We start from the raw sequence: 18,856 nt of genomic DNA on the forward strand, positions 1-18,856 counted from the left end.
CTAAACTCCGAAATGTGAATAATACACAATCTCAGAACTCATATACAAATCAGCCCAATAGAAATGATGGGTTGATTGATATTAAAAAAATACTGTTTTTAGCAAAAAGTAACTGGTATCTTTTTGTTATCATAGTGCCTTTAGTGTTGGTAGGAACCTATTTTTATCATCGCTATAGTAAGGTAATCTACAATTCTTCTGTAACAATAATGTTAAAAGCAGAGGATAATAGAGCTATGACTCGTACCGACTTAATTGAAGGTTTTGGGCTTTCTCCTGAAACCAATAGCCTTGAGAGTCAGTCAATTATTTTGCGTTCAAAAAAAGTAGTAAGTTCGGCCTTAAAAAAATTAGATTTTGAGATAGATATCTATAGCGATGGTTACTTAATGGATTTTGATTTGTATCATAATTCTCCTTTCAAAATTGAAATGGATTCCGGTCATGTTCAAATTTTAAACACCCCAATTCATCTTATCCCGAAAGGAAATAATAAAATTGAAATTAGAATATCGGCCGAAAATTCGTGGTTACACGACTATTCTGCTTCAGAAAATATAGGCGGAACAGGATTTGTTGAATTCTCTGAAATTGTAAGTTATGGTGATTATGTGAAGACACCTTATTGTAGGTTTAAAGTTCATAAGGTGTCAGATACAGAAATAAAGCCGAAACATGATTACTACTTTTATTTCAGATCAATTGATTGGTTAACTAATAATTATAGAAGTAAAATTAATATTACACCGATTAGTGAGGGAAGCTCTATTATAAATGTATCTATTACGGGTGAAAATAGGCGAAAATTAACTTCCTTTTTAGATGCGCTTTGTGAGGTTTATTTAGAGGATAACCTAGAGCGTAAGAACCTGATTGCTGTTAGAACTCTAAGTTTTATTGATAAACAATTAGTGCAAGTTTCAGACACTTTAGAAAGTACTTTAGAACGGTTATTGGCTTTTAGACAAAATCAAATTTTTATCAAACCTGATGAAATGTCAACTATATTGGCTGATCAGTATTTTGAATATGAGAAAGAGCTCCAGATTGTAAATCTCCAAAAAAAGTACTTTGGAGAATTAGTAGATCAACTTCGAACGAATCCACTAAGTGAAGACTATTTATTGCCTGCCTTTGCTGATAATGTAAATGGCGTTATATCTACTTTAATAATGGAGTTGCTTACCTTAACAAACGAGTATAAGTTGGTTGAGTCACAGAGTTCAGTAAATAACCCTTACTTAAAGGATTTGGATACAAAAATTAAAGTGGGTACTGATAACTTGATCACTGCACTTACTAAAGTAATTAAGAACCTTGAGATTCAAGAAGAGCGCCTGTATCAGAATATTGCTGATTTAAATAGTAAAATGAGTAAACTTCCAGAAGCGGAGAAAAAGTACTTAGATATAGAACGTCAGTATAAGTTAAACGATGCAATCTATACCTTTTTATTGCAAAAGCAATCAGAAACCAATATCACCAAGGCATCAAATGCTCCAGATAACGAAATTATAGATAAGGCAGTTGTAGATGGTATAGTGGCTCCAAATGAGGCGGCAGATAGGAAAAAAGCCCTGATGTTAGCTTTTTTGATTCCGATTGCTATAATTGCTTTGAAGGAGTATTTTAATAATACGGTTAGGGATAAAGGAGAGATTAATAGTATTGCACCTGATGTACCCATATTTGGTTTTATTCCTCAGTCGAAATCGGTGCATGAGAATATTATTAAAAGTGAGCCTATCTCAAACATATCCGAAGCTTTTAGAGGTCTACGCACCAAATTAAATTTTGTAGGTGCTAATAACTCAACTAAAGTTATTGCTCTAACTTCAACTAACACAGGCGAAGGTAAAACGTATTGTGCTTTAAATTTGGCCTCGGCCTATGCCATATCTGGAAAGAAAACAGTTTTGCTAGGTTTTGATTTAAGGAAACCCAGATTAACAGGGATATTTAACCACGATAACAGTAAGGGTATTTCAGACCACTTGATTAACGAAGCAAGTTACGATGAAATTATTCATGATGGTGGGATGAAGAACTTATCAGTAGTGCAGGCAGGTACTATACCTCCAAATCCATCGGAGTTAATTGCAGCAAAAGAAACTGAACTATTTTTTGAAAAATTAAAGCAGGATTTCGATTGTGTAATTGTGGATTCGCCTCCAATTGGTATTGTAACAGATGCCCGAATACTACTGAATCATGTTGATTGTGCACTATATGTTGTTAGATCGGATAGAACGGACAAAGAGCACTTTAAGGCTACGATGAATAACTTATTGGGTGATGAATTGCCTTGCCTAGGATTTATACTGAATGATATTAATAAGAAAACCGCTGGCTATGGTCATTATTCAGAAAAGTATTACGCCGATAATAAGTAATTTAGAATAAGGTATTGCATCTATATGATAACTAATAATATTTCGCTTAAAGAATATAATACACTTAATATTAGTGTAAAAACCACTTATTTTGCCCAACCTAAAACAAGTCAGGAAACCATTGCTGTTTTAAAATCTGATACCGCTAAAAATAACTCTATTTTTATTTTAGGCGGAGGAAGTAATGTTTTGTTTAAATCTGATTTTGATGGATTGGTTATTCACCCATGTATATCGGATATAAATATATTGGATGAGAATGAAGATACGATTAAGGTTGAGGTTGGTGCAGGTGTAGAATGGGATAGCTTTGTTGAGTGGGCCACTAATCGTAATCTATACGGAATAGAAAACTTATCCTTAATTCCGGGCAATATAGGCGCTTGTCCCGTTCAAAATATTGGTGCATACGGAGTAGAGGTGAAGGATGTGATTACAAGTGTTCAGGGAATTTATTTAGATTCCTTAGAATCATTTTCTTTATCAAATGCAGCCTGTAAATTCGACTATAGAAACAGTGTTTTTAAGCAAGAACTTAAAAATAAAACTTTGATAACCTCAGTTTGCTTTGAGCTACGAAAAAAAGGTGAGCTCAATTTAAATTACGGAAGCATCCAAAAAGATGTTGAAGCTTTGGGTGAGCGTTCGCTACTAAACGCCCGTAAAGCCATTATTGCAGTTAGAAATAGCAAGCTACCTGATCCAAAAGAGTTTGGTAATGTAGGTAGTTTCTTTAAAAATCCGATTATCGATATCGCTATAGCAAAAGATATATTTAAAAAATACCCAAGTGCGCCCTCGTATGAAGTGTCGGAAAGCTTAGTTAAAATACCTGCCGCTTGGTTAATTGAACAAGCGGGTTGGAAAGGCAAAAGCATTGGTAATGCTGCAGTTCATAAAAATCAGGCTTTGGTGTTAATCAATTCTAACGGGCAAGCAACAGGTACTGAAATTTTGGAATTAGCAGGTGCCATTGTTTCTGACGTAGAAAAGAAATTTGGAATTTCACTGGAGAAGGAAGTGAATGTATTATAGAGCCAATATTTACTTCTCTTGAATTCTATAGGTTTTTTAAGTAGATTTATAGTTCGGCAAAAAACAAAGAGCTATGAATAAGAATCCTGAGTTTTTAGAAACTATGCGTAAAGACCTTTCCTATTGGAGGGGTCCGTTTTATTTTAATAGAAACGATCCACGTATTTTTGTAAAAAAGTTAGACCCATCGTTAGGGTATACATTAAATTTTGGCAATTTCTTTTCCTATATGCTCATCCTTGCTTTTATTGCCATTGTATGGTTAACCCAGCAAATAGCTTGATGGAACTCTCCAATAGAAAATGATTGAATGAAAATAAAACGACTCAATTCGGATACTCCGATCGAAAAAAGAAGGTTTATTTATAGTTTAGTACTTCCGATAGTATTCTTATTAATAGCATTTACTGTTCATTTAATTCAACACATAGAACAAATTAAATTTACAAAACTAGGGGTTTACCCAATGCAAGCCGAAGGTTTATGGGGTATCTTGTTTACCCCTTTGATACATGGCGATTGGAAACACTTGTATTCTAATTCAGTATCAATGCTTGTTTTGGCAACAACCTTGTTTTATTTCTATAATAAAATAGCAGCTAAAATTTTTATATTTATATATCTACTCAGCGGATTGGGAACTTGGTTGGCAGCCCGAGAATCGTGGCACATAGGTGCAAGTGGTGTTATTTACGGTTTGGCAATGTTTTTGATAATAAGTGGAATTATCCGCAAACATATTCCTTTAATTGCAATTTCTTTATTGGTTATCCTTTTTTACGGAGGTTTAATTTGGGGCGCTTTTCCTCTCAAAGTAGATTTACCCTATTCGTGGGAGGGGCATTTATGGGGTGCTGTTACGGGTAGTATACTAGCATTGGTATATCGAAGGGAAGGACCTCAGAAACCCAAATCGCCTTTTGAAGAGGAAATAGATGTGGAGGATTATGATGGAGAAGAACCCTATTGGATGCAAGGAGTTGATCAGGATAAAAATGAAGATAGATAGTATGGTGCAATTTTGCCGATAAACCAAAGGCCTGCCCATTTGTTTAATAAGATGATAGTAGCAAGGAATTAAATAACTTCAATTACTCAATTGTAACTTAAACTAAAATAATATGAAAATAATGTGGAAGATTGTGCTTGCTGAAGCACTCTTAAGTGTACTTATAGTAGCCTGTTCTACTGTGCCAATTACTGGCCGAAAACAAGTAAATATGTTTCCTGAATCTCAAATGGTATCCATGAGTTTGAGTCAGTATGACGAATTTTTAAGCCAGTCGAAGCTATCAGATAATAAGGAACAAACCGAAATGGTAAAAAGAGTGGGTGATAAAATTGCGAAGGCAGTTGAAAGCTACCTTACAGCCAATGGACATAGTTCTTACATCGAGAATTTTAATTGGGAGTTTAATTTGGTGGATGATGCAACACCTAATGCATGGTGTATGCCCGGTGGAAAGGTAGTTTTTTACACAGGTATTTTACCTTATACCAGAACAGAAGCTGGTTTAGCAGTGGTTATGGGTCATGAAATTGCGCATGCGGTTGCACGTCATGGTAATGAGCGTATGAGCCATCAAATGGGTATGCAAGCCGTAGCAACGGGCCTCGATGTATATTTGGCTGAAAAACCAGATGAAACCAAACAAATTTATACCACAGCATTTGGCTTGGGTTCTCAATATGGGGTGATGTTACCCTTTTCTCGTTCGCACGAAACAGAGGCAGATAAAATGGGTTTGGTATTTATGGCTATGGCAGGATACGATCCTGGAGAAGCTGTTGATTTTTGGACACGAATGTCGCAAAGTGGAGGGCAAAAACCACCTGAGTTTATGAGTACGCACCCTGCGGATCAAACCCGCATTAAAGACATACAGGCTTATTTACCCGAAGCCAGAAAATACCTTCCCTAATAGGGATGTATTGAAATATTAGAAGAGTAAACTATATAATATTTAAATAAGAGCATATGATAGAGCTAATTGGAACTGTAAACAACTTTATGTCGGTATATTTATTAATACCAATACTGTTATTTGCAGGATTATTTTTCACTTATAAAACAGGGTTTTTACAATTCCGATATATAGGTCATATGTTCAAATTGCTTACTGAGGGATCTACACATAAAACCTCAGGAGTAACCTCATTTCAGGCATTTACCATTAGCTTGGGAAGTAGAGTAGGAACCGGAAACCTTGCAGGGGTAGCTTTGGCTATTGTAGCGGGTGGACCCGGAGCTGTTTTCTGGATGTGGTTAATTGCCCTTTTAGGCGCCGCATCTGCCTTTGTTGAGAGTACCTTAGCCCAAGCTTATAAGGTAGATGATGAAGGGGGAACCTTTAAAGGAGGACCCGCTTACTATATGCAATATGCACTTAAAAGCAGAAATTTAGGTATTGCTTTCGCAATTTTGATTACGCTTTGTTATGGTTTTGCCTTTAACTCAGTGCAGAGCGATACCATTTCAGCAGCATTTGCACAATCCTTCGATTTTGATCCTGCCATAATGGGCGGAATTCTTGTGGTGCTTACGGGCCTAATTATTTTTGGAGGCGTTAGACGTATTGCCCACTTTACCAATGCGGTGGTTCCGGTAATGGCTATTTCTTATATTTTGGTTGTACTATATGTACTGTTTAGTCATTTTAGTTTAATACCAGAAACCATAAGCCTTATTCTGGAGAGTGCTTTCGGAATGCGCGAAGCAGCAGCAGGAGCAATGGGAGCAGCTTTAGTACAGGGTATTAAGCGAGGATTATTTTCGAATGAAGCAGGTATGGGTTCAGCGCCTAATGCAGCGGCTGCAGCCGATGTTACACATCCTGTAAAGCAGGGATTTATACAAGCCTTGGGTGTATTTACCGATACCCTAATAATTTGTACCTCAACGGCGCTATTACTTCTATTATCGGGTGAATATACAGTAACAGGAGTGGATGGTATTCGTTTAACCCAAAACTCAATGGTTGCCATGGTTGGTCCATGGGGAGGAATATATCTTTCGGTATGTATCTTTTTGTTTGCCTTTAGTTCCATTATTGGTAACTATTATTATGGCGAATCAAACATCAAGTTTATCTCAACAAAGCATAAATATTTAAATATGTACCGTGGTGCCGTATTGGCAATGGTATTATTTGGGGCATTGGCTAAATCGCATGTTGTATGGGGCTTGGCCGATATTTTTATGATTTTGATGGCGCTGCTGAACTTGTATGCAATATTTAGATTAACGCCCAAGCTAAAGCTGATTTTAAAAGATTATATGAAGCAGAAAAAAGAAGGCAAAGATCCTGTTTTTAAAGCAAAATCAGTTGGTATCGAAGATGAGACAGAGTGTTGGAAATAAGCTTTAAGTAGCTTTAATATATTAATTAAAAGAGTTAAGTGTTGTGCTTAACTCTTTTTTTGGTATTACTCAAATTTTAAGGTATCACTACCCAAGGGAATACGGCCAGTTTTATCAAGTATGCCTCCAAGCTTTATATTGGCCAAACTCACTTCGCTTTTATTCACGGTAACCCACATAATATGATCAAACGATTTACCTGGTTCTGAAAATTGAAACCCTCCTGTTGTGGATAAGTTAATGTAATCTTGGCCATTACGTTCCTCGTAGTTATACATGTGCGTGTGCCCATAAAAAACGGTATAGGGCATTTGGTGCAGAGCACTTTCAATTTGGCTAAATTGCTGTTCGTTTTCTTTTTGCCAAACCGGTTTATGTATCATTATAAAAGTGTGCCGGGCATCAGTATTATTTGCAAGTACCTTTTTAAAATAGCGCACTTGTTCATCTCCAATGTTGCCCGTTACTCTTTCGGGTAAATGCGCGTAAGCACTCTTTTTAAAAGCTTCTACACCTTCTTTTTCAAATATCTCAGCCCCTTCCTTTCGTATCTCATTAATTTCGTGCATTCGTTGCGAACTATAATCTTCGGTATTAAAAATCAGAAACAATACGTCTTTGTATCTGAAATGATAATAGTGAGGCCCATAACGATTACTCCACACATCTCTGGCAATCTGCCCGGTTAAATCATGGTTGCCGCCCGCATAAAAAATGGGAGCAATGGCTCTGTTGGCCCTCTTATCAAAATTATCCCATTGCTGGTGCCAAACAGACGTATCGCTGTTAGCACCTTCAATTAGGTCGCCAACATTTACAATTAAATCGGGCTGTAGTAGGTTTAGTTGTGCCACCGCTACTTTAAATATTTCAGGTCGCTCGCCACCTGTGAGGTCGGCAAAAATGGCAAAGCTGAATTTACTATCGTGGCTATTAAAATTTAAATGCGTCCATGGTTTTTTACTTGTGCTAATATCATTGGTAAACACAGTGTGTTGGCACGATAAAAATGTAAATACAACAATTAGTGTTGAAATTACGACGAAGGCTTTTTTACGGCTTTTAAAATTAGATTTCATTGTTATGGGTTTTAAAACAGCTTTAATAAAAACGCATTGAAGCTGTAATTGTTAAGCGATAAGTTATGAATTTTTAAAATATCACTGCGTATGTAAATGAATAATACCAAATGCATTATTGAATGATTGATAAGAAATTGAGTTATTTAAAGATTCTATAATGAATAAAATAGAGATATAGCCATAGTTACATTGATATTTTATGAAGTAGTAGACGCTTTATAGAAACAATTTATGTCAATCATTTGATGATGTTTTTGGTATAAACACCGCTTTATTCAAAATGGCGTATTTCTATTTGCATAAAGCTAGTCCGGAGTTCAGTTTGTGCTTTTTCTAAATAGAAATGTGCCAAACTGGCAAAGAATGGCTCGTATGTATTTAGATATTTTACGTTTTGGATTCAGATGGTGCAATTTCTATTTAGAAATGCGTCATTTTGGCACCAAAGGCCTCGTATCTAAATAGAAACGCTCGGGGTAGGATGCATGGGCGTTTCTAAGTGCATGCTAATGGTTTGCATATTTAGGGTTTAATAAATACTTATAAAAACGGCTGCTTATATTAAACACAGTAGGGATAGTAGCGGCAGTAAGCTTTTTGAGTTGCCCTTTTATAGGGAGGGTGTAGGCGACCTTAGGAGCCCACGCACCAACCATATAAAAAGGAGCAATTTAAAGAGCTTACTATAGTGGATAGCCCGTTAAACTGCCCAAAAAATCCATAGACTATTTTTACACAATAATTAACAAGGCTAAACATTATTTCAACTTCATTGTTTTTATTAGTGATTCAGATAAATTGGTCTTTTTCTCTTACTGAACTTATTATCATAAGTATAGTGTTTTTAAGTGTGTTTGAGAATTGTAAATAAACTGTTAAATCTTGTAAAAAAATTGTATGAAAAACCTACTTGCATTATGTGTTTTTCTGTTAGCTGCAACGCTCAGCTATGCAGATGAAGTTGAGAAAATTGGCGTAACCGAGCATCTCGACGAGTTTTTACCTACGGACATTGAGGTGGTGAATATTGAGGGTGATACTGTTTTGTTTAGTTCAATAGTGAGGGATAAGCCAACGATATTGAATTTTGTGTATTTCCGTTGTCCTGGTGTTTGTACGCCTTTAATGGATGGAATTACTGAGGTGGTAAATGCCTCAGAGTTGGCTTTAGGTGAAGATTATCAGGTTGTAACGGTGAGTTTTGATTTTAATGAGGATTATACCTTGGCCAAGAAAAAACGCAATAACTACTCAATGATTGTTGAAAAGGAGGGCTTTGAAGAGGGGTGGTTGTTTTTTACTTCGGATAGTGCCAATATTAGTAAGTTAACCAAGGCTGCCGGATTTTCATACAAACGAACGGGCAACGATTTTATACATACCGCGGGCTTAATATTGGTAAGTCCTGAGGGTAAAATAACGCGCTATTTAAATGGTACCTACTTTTTACCTTTTGAGTTTAAATTGGCCGTTGTAGAGTCATCGAAGGGAATACCCGGGCCAACAGTTAATCGCATACTTCAATTCTGCTATAGTTACGATCCGGTAGGGCAAGCTTATGTTCTTAATGTTACCAAAATAGCAGGTATTTTAATTCTTGTAATAGCCGGTTTAGTACTTTTAGTATTAACCGTTAAACCTAAAAAACAGCACGTTTAAATCTTCTAATTTATGACACAAAACGAATCGAATCAGACCCATGTAAGCTTTAGAGACGTTGAAACGCGTTTTAAAGGATTGTTTGCATGGGTATTTTCAACAGATCACAAAAGAATTGGATTACTTTATTTGTACTCCATTGTAACGTTTTTCTTAACAGGAGTTGCCCTAGGTATTGCCATGAAATTAGAATTAATGGCACCGGGGCGCGATGTTATGGACCCCGAAACGTATAACGCCATATTTACTTTGCATGGTGTTATAATGATATTTTTAGTTGTGGTACCCGGCTTACCCGCTATTTTCGGAAACTTTTTTCTGCCTATTATGATAGGGGCAAAGGATGTGGCTTTTCCGAAACTAAACTTAATGTCGTGGTGGTTATATGTGCTAGGTGCATTGGTAGCATTATCGTCGTTATTTATGGCAGATGGGCCACCGGATACGGGATGGACATTCTACGCACCTTATAGTTTTAAAACCAACACCAATGTGTTGCCTGCCGTAATAGGGGCCTTTATTTTAGGATTTTCATCGATACTTACCGGCATCAACTTTATTGTTACCATACACCGTTTACGTGCGCCAGGTATGGGCTGGTTTAAAATGCCATTATTTCCGTGGACGCTATACGGCACGGGTTGGATTCAGATTTTAGCAACTCCAATTGTTGGTATTACTTTACTGATGATTGTTGGCGAAAGGCTTTTTAGCATTGGCTTTTTTGATCCTGCCTTAGGGGGCGATCCCATTTTATACCAACATCTGTTTTGGATTTACTCGCATCCTGCCGTTTATATTATGATACTGCCTGCCATGGGCGCCATTTCTGAGATTATTCCAACCTTCGCCAATAAAACCATTTTTGGCTACAAGGCTATTGTTATTTCTACCTTGGCCATTGCTTTTGTGGGCTATTTTGTATGGGGACATCACATGTTTACTTCGGGTATGAGTGGTACGGCCTTGTATACCTTCTCGTTATTAACCTTTTTAGTTGCCATACCAAGTGCTATTAAAGTATTTAACTGGGTAAGTACGCTACACAAAGCATCTATTCAATTAGAAGCACCCTTCTTTTGGGCTGTTTCGTTTGTGTTTGTATTTATGATCGGTGGTCTATCGGGCTTGGCATTAGGTGCTTTGGCAACCAATGTGCATTTGCACGATACGGCTTTTGTGGTAGCACACTTTCATTACATTGTATTTGGTGGTGTAGGTTTTGCCTTTTTAGGAGCCATACATTATTGGTTTCCGAAAATGTGGGGGCGTATGTATAATAAGAAACGAGCAATTACCGGTTGGGTATTATTTTTTATAGGTTTTAATACGCTTTACTTACCCATGTTCTTTTTGGGTATTTCGGGTATGCCGCGCCGTTATTATGATTATGTAGAACGTTTTCATGGACCAAACATTGTTTCAACCATTGGCTCGTGGGTATTATTAATAGGACTAGTGGTTATTATTTACAACTTGGTGCGTTCGGCTAAAAAAGGTGAGCCAGCAGTTAAAAACCCTTGGGGCGGTAAAACCCTTGAGTGGACTGTAGATTCGCCGCCTACACTAGAGAATTTTGAGGATATACCAGAAGTAACAAAAGGACCTTACGATTATAGATAAATTGAAAGATATGGATACAAGTACAACAATAACACACGATGAACACAGAGACGATGAAGCGTCGAAGTTGGGCATGTGGCTGTTTATATTTACCGAGTTACTCCTTTTTGCTGGTTTATTTATAGTATACGGAGTTTATAGATATGAGAATCAAGAAGCGTTTCACTCGGCAGGTAAAGAGCTGAGTGTGCCCATAGGAACTATTAATACGGTTATATTATTAATTAGTAGTGCCACCATTGCCATGGCTAGTTCGGCCATTCGATTTAAAAACAAGAAACTAACCATACGTTTATTGGTAGTTACCTTGTTGATGGCTCTTATTTTTATGGTAAATAAATATTTTGAGTGGACAGGGAAGATTGAACACGGATATTTGCCCGGAACAGATACCTTAATGAATATGGAACAGGGTAAGGTATTGTTTTATGGCCTATACTTTTTTATGACGGGTTTACATGCCTTACATATTATTGTAGGGGTTATACTTATTACCATTGTGGTGATAAGAGTTAATAAAAATACCTTGTCGGATGAAAATCCGGTGCTACTGGATAATGCGGGTTTATACTGGCACTTAGTCGATTTAATTTGGATATTCCTGTTTCCTTTATTTTACTTAATAGCCTAAATAATTATGGAAAATCATACAGATGCACATATCGTACCCTATAAAATGTATTTATACATTTTGGGCGGCTTAATAATGCTAACACTTATTTCGGTGGCTGTTACCGAAATCGAATTCGGAGAGTTTTCAGTTCTTGTGGCGCTTGTACTAGCGTCAATAAAGGCAACTTTGGTTCTCATTTACTTTATGCACCTCAAGTTTGATAATAAAATATTGCAAATAATGGTACCAGCCATATTCATACTTGTTGCCCTTGTTATAATTATTGTTTTTCTCGATTACAATTACAGATAGATATGATAGAAGAAACTACAAATAATGCCTCAAATTTCGTATCAGAAGTAGATAGTGCCTTTGTTTTTATATTTGGGATATCTCTATTTTTTCTGTTCGCAATTACTATTGTAATGGTGTATTACGTATTTCGCTACAGAAAAAGTAAAAACCCCAAAGCAACACACATTGAAGGCAATCATAAACTCGAAATTATTTGGACAGTAATACCCACAATATTGGTTGTTATAATGTTTTATTACGGCTGGGCCGGATGGAAATCGCAACGCGAGGTACCCGAGGATGCCATGACTATAAAATCGATAGCACGTATGTGGAGTTTTGGTTTTGAGTACGAAAATGGGGTAACTACAGATACTTTATATGTTCCCATTCACCAACCCATCAACTTAGATTTGGTGGCTGTTGATGTACTGCATAGTATTTACATTCCTGCTTTCAGAATAAAGCAAGATATGGTGCCTGGTAAGCCTGATTTTATTTGGTTTGAATCAGGAAAAATAGGAGAGTACGAGATATTTTGTGCCGAGTACTGTGGCCTGCGACATTCGTTTATGAAAACTGCAGTTAAAGTGCTTTCGCAAGAGGATTATGATGCTTGGTATAAGGGATCATCACAAACTGCAGAAGGAGCTGGGGCAGAGGGTAAGGCCTTGTTTCAAAAGTTTGGTTGTTTTGCTTGTCATTCAATTGATGGAAGTAAATTGGTAGGTCCATCTCTTAAAGGGATTTTTAATAACAAGCGAATGGTTATTAAAGATGGCGAAGAGATTGAGCTAGTTGCCGATGCCGAGTATATTAAGCGATCTATTTACGAGCCTAATGCCGATGTGGTTAAAGATTTTGTGCCAGGTATGATGGTATCGTATAAAGCAATGATTAAAGATGAAGAAGTTGATCAGCTAATAGAGTATTTTAAAACCTTGGAATAATGGGTTGGTTTAATATCAATTTTTGATGATGATTTACAAGGCGCCTTTATTTTAAGCTTGATGACTTTACTACCGCACGTGTCCTCACGTGTGGTAATGCACTAAACACTTAATGACTAAGACTATGATTTCGTATAAAGCAATAAAAACATTTGGGAAATTTTCTATTTCAGTGCCCATAGCCTTAACGGCCTATGCAGGTTATGTTTTATTTGCCGAACAGCTTTCGTGGTTTGGTTTATTAGCCGCCATAGGAATCTTCTTTTTATCGGCAGGGGCATCGGCCATTAATCAAATGCAAGAAATTAAATTAGATGCTCTAATGCCTCGAACAGTTGATCGCCCGTTACCCTCGGGTAATATGAGTAGAACTATAGGTTGGACTATCATTAGCAGCTTTTTAGTAGTTGGCACTTTGTGTTTATATCCCTTCGGATGGCATGCCGTATTGTGGGGTTGGATTGGCTTGGCGTGGTACAACCTTATTTATACCCCCATGAAAACCCGTAGTGCTTTTTCCGTTTTTCCGGGAGCTATTGTTGGGGCTATACCACCAGTGGCTGGTTGGGTTGCTGCTGGAGGTTCTTTACTAGATGTTCGTATTCATTTTTTAGCCTTCTTTTTCTTTTTAGGTCAGATGCCTCATTTTTGGCTTCTGGTATTAAAATATAAAGACCAATATAAAAAAGCTGGCTTCCCAATTATTACGGATGTACTTACTAAGAAGCAAGTGATTCGCATCAATCTAATATGGTTTATTGCCACTTTTATTTCAGCTTTATTTTTACCTGTATTCAATGTAATTGATCAGCAATGGATTGTTTGGTCATTAGCCTTCTCAAGTATTTTTATGATGGGATGGAGTCTTAGAGCTACTATATTGGCTAGTAAAGAAGAGCATTCGCCGCAATTGCGTAAAATGTTTATCTATTTCAATTCGTTTTACTTATGGGTTATGATATTGCTATATATTGATCAGCTTTAATTTTTACTGTATACAGATCATTAAAAAGGCTTACCGTTAAGGATAAGCCTTTTTAGTTTCTATTAATAGAGCGTATTACCCATTTAATAAATCAATTAAAGCATTAAGATTACTGCGCATTTCAATTAATTGCTCTAGGCTTAGACTGCCCTCATTAAGCTTTTCGATGAGAGAGGCAGGTATCAATTTAGCATCCTCTTTCATGGCAATGCCTTTCTCGGTAAGACTAATTATCACTTTGCGCTCATCCTGTTCAGAGCGCTTGCGCTCTAACAGCTTTTGCGTTTGCATTCGTTTAAGTAATGGCGTAAGTGTGTTGGTGTTTAATATTAGTTTTTTAGCAATATCATTCACACTTAAATTATCCTTTTCCCATAACACAAGCATCACTAGGTATTGCGGATAAGTAATGCCTAACCTATCAAGCTGTGGCTGGTACTCACGAATTATTAATCTAGAAACCGCATAAATAGGGAAACAAAGTTGATTACTTAATTTTAGTCTGTCTTCACTCATACTATAATATTTTTGCCAAGTATTTGTCTATTTTCACTGGTTTTGTAATCGGTGCAAAACGCTTAATAGGCTTGCCATTGGCATCTATTAAAAATTTGGTAAAGTTCCACTTGATTTTGCTGCCCAACAAACTACCCAGTTCAGATTTTAAGTACTTGTATATTGGATGTGTATTGTCACCATTTACATCAATTTTTGCAAACATTGGGAAGCTAACGCCATAGTTGATCATACATCCTTCAGAGATAGATTTCTCATCTCCTGGTTCTTGGTTGGCAAATTGATTACAAGGGAAACCTAAAATTACAAGGTCTTTATCCTTATACTTTTGGAATAATGTTTCTAAGCCTTCAAATTGTGGAGTTAAACCGCATTTACTAGCTGTATTTACTATAAGAATGGTTTTACCTTTAAATGTATCCATGCTTATTTCTTTGCCCTGTAGGCTTGTCGCTGAGAAGTTATAAAATATGCTATCCATTATTACTTTGTTTAAATTATATCGCACACTCATTTGTCGTGCGCGATGCAAATATAGTATAAATAATTTAAGTCGCAAGCGATACAAATAACTAAGTAAAAGTTGATAAAATTTGGTTTATCTATACTTTTTACATAAAGTATTATTAAGCAGAGTATTAGTTGGTTGATGTAGGTAAGATGATTTATTGTTAAATTTACTCCTTATTAGCTTATGATATTTGCACATTGACTTTATAACTAAATAGTAGTAAGTGGTTTATTTTATTTTTGTGCTCCAATTTGTTATTAACTTGTAGTTATAGAATATATCTGTATCAAAAAAAGAGGTTTATGGATACTTAGTATTAGTTTATATAAAAAAATTTTCTGTCTAATTTATATTGAATATATTAACGCTTTAATTGAGAAAAACTGAACTTTTAATTGTTTATACCATAAAAGAAACCCTTTGACTATATCAAACACACTAACTTTCTATAGAGTAATAATTATCTCCGTTATTCTTTTTTCGCTTTCGGATATTATGGCTCAATCTGATTATGGTGGTTTTTCATCATACGGATTAGCGGATAACATGTATCATGTTAATATTAAATCTTTGCATAAAGATTCTAAAGGATTCTTATGGGTTGGTTCAACGGATGGCCTGATGCGTTACGACGGTGCCTTCTTTGATATTTTTAGAAGAGAAAAAGGAAAAGAACATACCCTGGCGAGTAATAATATATCTGTAATAAAAGAAGACAAGTACACATATTCATTCTGGTTAGGATCAGTAACAGGTCATATTAGTAAGTTTTATATTGATGAGGATAGGTATGAAAATTATTTCTTACCACCTTCTGAAAATAATAAAGAAGGAATGGTTCCGATAACGGATTTTGAACAGATTGGCCTTGATACACTAATTGTTGCCACGAAAGTGGAAGGGTTATTCTTATTCTGTCCATCAAAAAATGAGTTTGAACCTATTAGAGTAGCTGAGTTTAAGGATAAAACGAAAGGACCTTTAGGTAATAGTGTATATCATTTATATAATGACGATAAATATATATGGGTTACAACTTCTTATGGCTTGATACAGATTTCATTAAATGGTTCTATTATAAATCAAGACGTTTTCTCAGAAGAAGCATATCCCTCATTTTATAACAATACAGGTGAGTTTTTAATTAAAAGTGTAGTAAAAGTACAAGACGATGTATTTGCTTTTTTTGTAAATGGGATTCTTTATTATTATAACTATGGCAATCAGGAATTAGCAGCAGTCTATAAGTCGACTAGTTCTATTATTTGCGAAGAAATTATCACTGATCATAAAAATAACTTTTGGCTTACAACATCAAATGACGGTGTTTTTTACCTCGATTTATTAGAAAAATTGTTATTGCATCACTTTGAGGTACCTAGCAATCAGAATTCTTTGGTAGATAATAATGTATCTTCAATATGTCATCTAGATGATCAAGAAATTACTTGGATAGGAACACTGAAAGGCTTATCGAAATACAATTATAAGGCCTCTAAGTTTAAGCAATATGATTTGGATAAACTAGGTGTACCAAATGCTAATATTTATTTATTAGCGAAAGATACTAAAGGTGGCTTTTGGATAGGGGACAATAGAGAATGTTATCATAAAAAACAATCTAGCGAGTTTTTTGAAAGGTATATTGAGCAAGGTAATAAAAGGTTTTATGCTTTCGCGGAAGATTCTATTGGTAATTTTCTTATTGCTACAGACAAAGGCTTACTGGTGCATGATTTAGATAATGGTAATACTGAATTGCAGACATTCAAATGTATCGGAATCTCTGCAAATGAGTCAAGTTATATTAATGACCTAATAGTGGCAAAAGATAGTATTAGTTGGTTGGTTAGTCACAAGGGCTTGATAAAATATAATTCAGCTTCATCAGATTATGTTTTTTTTCCTTTTACTGAAGATTTGTTTGGCAATATAACTTATTATTTTTCTTCCATTACCTTATCTAATGATAAAAAAAGTATTTGGTTTGCCTCAAGAAGAGGACGGATTTTTAAGTATGATATTGAAACCAATCTATTTTCAAATGTTATTTCCTTAGAGGAAGGACTGAATGGGTTTAATACAATTTTAGATATTCAATTTGATATAACCGGTAGACTTTGGATTGCCACTTATGGAAGTGGTATTTTGTTCTATGATTTTGCTACAAAGAAGCTCTCGGATTCTCTGGCTGTAGATATTCTTGAAAGTCATGTATATTCTGTATTAAACGATAATAAGAATCAATTATGGTTGAGTGCAAATTTAGGAATAGCCAAGATAGACCCTTTTAGTTTAGAGGCTCAGTATTTTTATACTGATGATGGAACTTTTTGTAAAGAATTTAATTCGAATGCTTTTTATAAGTTTCAAGATAATGAAATGCTGTTTGGAGGAGGCGGAAGATTTATATGTTTTAACCCAAACGAAATAGTAAGAAATACTTATAATGCGCCTGTGGAGATTAGCTCTTGGCAAGTTGATGATCAGGTGACTTCTTTTGGTGGAGGTTTATATGAAAAAGTTTGTTATAATTCAAAAGACGAAATCGAGTTTGAACAAACCAATAATGCATTAAAGATTTATGCCTGTATTCTCGATTATTCTAATCCCAATAGAAATACTATAAAATGGCGTTTAAATGGTTTTGATGATAACTGGAAGCATGGATATACAAATGAGGCAATTGTATATCATAATTTGGATGCTGGTAAATATACCTTGGAAGTAAAAGGTATTAACTCTGATGGATATGAGAGTGAAAATGTAGCTCGTTTAAACATTAAGGTAATAGCACCTTTTACGCAAACGCTGTATTTTAAAGCAATATTTGTTATTCTGTGTATATTGTTAGTGCTATTAATTATACGCTTCAGGTTTGCATGGTATCGCAAACAAGAGATTTTATTAACTGAGAAAGTAAAGGCTAAGACTAAAGAATTAACGGATGCTAATGAAGAGTTAGAGGCTTCACGAGAAAAGGTTTTTACTCAAAAGGCAGAGTTAGAAATTCATAGGAATTATCTAGAAGAGTTAGTAAAAGATAGAACTAAGGATTTAGAAGCGGCTAAACAAAAAGCAGAGGAGTCTGATAAATTGAAAACAGCTTTTTTAGCAAACTTATCTCATGAGATTAGAACCCCAATGAATGCGATAATTGGTTTTTCAAGCTTATTACAAACTGAGGATTATAAGGATAATCATGATACCAACTTCTTAAATATCATACAACAAAGTAGTGAATCACTATTGGCTTTAATTAATGATATTATTGATATTTCACGAATTGAAACCGGTAATATACAGTTGGTTAAAAGTTATGTCTCAATTAGAGATATTATTACCGATGTATCTAACGAGCTCATATTTGAAGAGAAGAGTGATGAAATTATTTATCGTCAATCGATAGATTTGTTACAGAAAGAAGAAATTATTTACACAGACCCAAATCGTATAAAACAAATTTTGTCTAACCTACTGAGAAATGCTTTTAAGTTTACGAAAAATGGCTATGTAAAATTAAAGGTTGACACTATAAGTTCAAATGAACTTAGCGCTTTAGGATTCGATTATAAGGGAGAAGGAGATAATAATAAAGCCTTATTACTAAAAGTAATTGATACAGGAATTGGTATATCAGAAGAAGAATTAGCGATTATATTTGAACCCTTTAGAAAAGGCTATAATGGTTATAAATTTTATCAAGGAATGGGCCTTGGCCTGAGTATAGTAAAGAACCTTCTCTCAATATTAAATGGCGATATTATTGTGGAATCAGAACTCAATAAGGGTACTACTTTTACAATTTATCTTGAGTATACTGAAGAGTAGGAG

At 35.4% G+C, this 18,856-nt stretch carries 16 protein-coding genes; 13 read left to right on the top strand and 3 right to left on the bottom strand.

What is annotated here, in order from left to right; all coding sequences use genetic code 11:
• The first annotated feature begins 14 nt into the window (after positions 1-14).
• From A8B35_RS18060 to A8B35_RS18085, 6 genes are all read left to right on the top strand, one after another.
• Positions 15-2,393, top strand: coding sequence for a GumC family protein (locus A8B35_RS18060; RefSeq protein ID WP_075603601.1), 2,379 nt, complete (start codon positions 15-17; stop codon positions 2,391-2,393).
• Positions 2,394-2,417: 24 nt separating this feature from the next.
• A complete protein-coding gene (murB, locus tag A8B35_RS18065; RefSeq protein WP_075603602.1) occupies positions 2,418-3,428 on the top strand; it encodes a UDP-N-acetylmuramate dehydrogenase in 1,011 nt (336 codons plus the stop codon).
• Between the two features lie 73 nt (positions 3,429-3,501).
• Positions 3,502-3,711, top strand: coding sequence for a hypothetical protein (locus tag A8B35_RS18070; protein WP_075603603.1), 210 nt, complete (start codon positions 3,502-3,504; stop codon positions 3,709-3,711).
• Between the two features lie 27 nt (positions 3,712-3,738).
• Entirely contained in the window at positions 3,739-4,437 is a 699-nt protein-coding gene (locus tag A8B35_RS18075; protein WP_075603604.1) for a rhomboid family intramembrane serine protease, read from the top strand.
• 112 nt (positions 4,438-4,549) lie between these two features.
• Positions 4,550-5,350 carry a M48 family metallopeptidase gene (locus A8B35_RS18080; RefSeq protein WP_139314932.1) on the top strand — a complete coding sequence of 267 codons (801 nt, stop codon included), beginning with the start codon at positions 4,550-4,552 and terminating at the stop codon, positions 5,348-5,350.
• A gap of 56 nt (positions 5,351-5,406) precedes the next feature.
• Complete coding sequence (locus A8B35_RS18085; protein ID WP_075603605.1) at positions 5,407-6,789, top strand: alanine/glycine:cation symporter family protein; 1,383 nt, start codon at positions 5,407-5,409, stop codon at positions 6,787-6,789.
• Between the two features lie 65 nt (positions 6,790-6,854).
• Here the strand turns inward: A8B35_RS18085 and A8B35_RS18090 are convergent, their stop codons facing one another.
• Positions 6,855-7,868, bottom strand: coding sequence for a metallophosphoesterase family protein (locus A8B35_RS18090; protein WP_075603606.1), 1,014 nt, complete (start codon positions 7,866-7,868; stop codon positions 6,855-6,857).
• Positions 7,869-8,768: 900 nt separating this feature from the next.
• Between A8B35_RS18090 and A8B35_RS18095 the strand changes: the two genes are divergently transcribed.
• The 6 genes from A8B35_RS18095 (at position 8,769) to A8B35_RS18120 (ending at position 13,995) form a co-directional block, all read left to right on the top strand.
• A complete protein-coding gene (locus A8B35_RS18095; RefSeq protein ID WP_075603607.1) occupies positions 8,769-9,530 on the top strand; it encodes an SCO family protein in 762 nt (253 codons plus the stop codon).
• Positions 9,531-9,542: 12 nt separating this feature from the next.
• Positions 9,543-11,153 (top strand): cytochrome c oxidase subunit I, encoded by a 1,611-nt coding sequence (locus tag A8B35_RS18100; protein ID WP_075603608.1) that lies wholly within the window; start codon positions 9,543-9,545, stop codon positions 11,151-11,153.
• Between the two features lie 10 nt (positions 11,154-11,163).
• A complete protein-coding gene (locus tag A8B35_RS18105) occupies positions 11,164-11,784 on the top strand; it encodes a cytochrome c oxidase subunit 3 family protein (RefSeq protein WP_075603609.1) in 621 nt (206 codons plus the stop codon).
• 6 nt (positions 11,785-11,790) lie between these two features.
• A complete protein-coding gene (locus tag A8B35_RS18110; protein ID WP_075603610.1) occupies positions 11,791-12,078 on the top strand; it encodes a cytochrome C oxidase subunit IV family protein in 288 nt (95 codons plus the stop codon).
• 2 nt (positions 12,079-12,080) lie between these two features.
• Positions 12,081-13,010: a cytochrome c oxidase subunit II gene (gene coxB, locus A8B35_RS18115; protein ID WP_075603611.1), complete on the top strand. Its 930-nt coding sequence runs from the start codon at positions 12,081-12,083 to the stop codon at positions 13,008-13,010.
• Positions 13,011-13,134: 124 nt separating this feature from the next.
• A complete protein-coding gene (locus A8B35_RS18120; RefSeq protein WP_075603612.1) occupies positions 13,135-13,995 on the top strand; it encodes a protoheme IX farnesyltransferase in 861 nt (286 codons plus the stop codon).
• A gap of 75 nt (positions 13,996-14,070) precedes the next feature.
• Here the strand turns inward: A8B35_RS18120 and A8B35_RS18125 are convergent, their stop codons facing one another.
• Both A8B35_RS18125 and A8B35_RS18130 read right to left on the bottom strand, forming a co-directional pair.
• Positions 14,071-14,511 carry a MarR family winged helix-turn-helix transcriptional regulator gene (locus A8B35_RS18125; protein WP_075603613.1) on the bottom strand — a complete coding sequence of 147 codons (441 nt, stop codon included), beginning with the start codon at positions 14,509-14,511 and terminating at the stop codon, positions 14,071-14,073.
• 1 nt (position 14,512) lies between these two features.
• The gene (locus tag A8B35_RS18130) at positions 14,513-14,992 is read right to left on the bottom strand and encodes a glutathione peroxidase (protein WP_075603614.1); all 480 of its coding nucleotides are present in this window, start codon (positions 14,990-14,992) and stop codon (positions 14,513-14,515) included.
• A gap of 450 nt (positions 14,993-15,442) precedes the next feature.
• Here A8B35_RS18130 and A8B35_RS18135 point away from each other — a divergent pair, with 450 nt between their 5' ends.
• Positions 15,443-18,853: a sensor histidine kinase gene (locus A8B35_RS18135; RefSeq protein ID WP_139314933.1), complete on the top strand. Its 3,411-nt coding sequence runs from the start codon at positions 15,443-15,445 to the stop codon at positions 18,851-18,853.
• Positions 18,854-18,856: the final 3 nt, after the last annotated feature.

The organism is Saccharicrinis aurantiacus (assembly GCF_001660705.2).
Lineage (GTDB): Bacteria > Bacteroidota > Bacteroidia > Bacteroidales > Marinilabiliaceae > Saccharicrinis > Saccharicrinis aurantiacus.

What these genes read in the sequence shown, in the direction of transcription:
- murB (WP_075603602.1), top strand. Translation starts at nt 2,418, where the DNA reads ATGATAACTAATAATATTTCGCTTAAAGAATATAATACACTTAATATT.
- A8B35_RS18070 (WP_075603603.1), top strand. Translation starts at nt 3,502, where the DNA reads ATGAATAAGAATCCTGAGTTTTTAGAAACTATGCGTAAAGACCTTTCC.
- A8B35_RS18075 (WP_075603604.1), top strand. Translation starts at nt 3,739, where the DNA reads ATGAAAATAAAACGACTCAATTCGGATACTCCGATCGAAAAAAGAAGG.
- A8B35_RS18080 (WP_139314932.1), top strand. Translation starts at nt 4,550, where the DNA reads ATGAAAATAATGTGGAAGATTGTGCTTGCTGAAGCACTCTTAAGTGTA.
- A8B35_RS18085 (WP_075603605.1), top strand. Translation starts at nt 5,407, where the DNA reads ATGATAGAGCTAATTGGAACTGTAAACAACTTTATGTCGGTATATTTA.
- A8B35_RS18090 (WP_075603606.1), bottom strand. Translation starts at nt 7,868, where the DNA reads ATGAAATCTAATTTTAAAAGCCGTAAAAAAGCCTTCGTCGTAATTTCA.
- A8B35_RS18095 (WP_075603607.1), top strand. Translation starts at nt 8,769, where the DNA reads ATGAAAAACCTACTTGCATTATGTGTTTTTCTGTTAGCTGCAACGCTC.
- A8B35_RS18100 (WP_075603608.1), top strand. Translation starts at nt 9,543, where the DNA reads ATGACACAAAACGAATCGAATCAGACCCATGTAAGCTTTAGAGACGTT.
- A8B35_RS18105 (WP_075603609.1), top strand. Translation starts at nt 11,164, where the DNA reads ATGGATACAAGTACAACAATAACACACGATGAACACAGAGACGATGAA.
- A8B35_RS18110 (WP_075603610.1), top strand. Translation starts at nt 11,791, where the DNA reads ATGGAAAATCATACAGATGCACATATCGTACCCTATAAAATGTATTTA.
- coxB (WP_075603611.1), top strand. Translation starts at nt 12,081, where the DNA reads ATGATAGAAGAAACTACAAATAATGCCTCAAATTTCGTATCAGAAGTA.
- A8B35_RS18120 (WP_075603612.1), top strand. Translation starts at nt 13,135, where the DNA reads ATGATTTCGTATAAAGCAATAAAAACATTTGGGAAATTTTCTATTTCA.
- A8B35_RS18125 (WP_075603613.1), bottom strand. Translation starts at nt 14,511, where the DNA reads ATGAGTGAAGACAGACTAAAATTAAGTAATCAACTTTGTTTCCCTATT.
- A8B35_RS18130 (WP_075603614.1), bottom strand. Translation starts at nt 14,992, where the DNA reads ATGGATAGCATATTTTATAACTTCTCAGCGACAAGCCTACAGGGCAAA.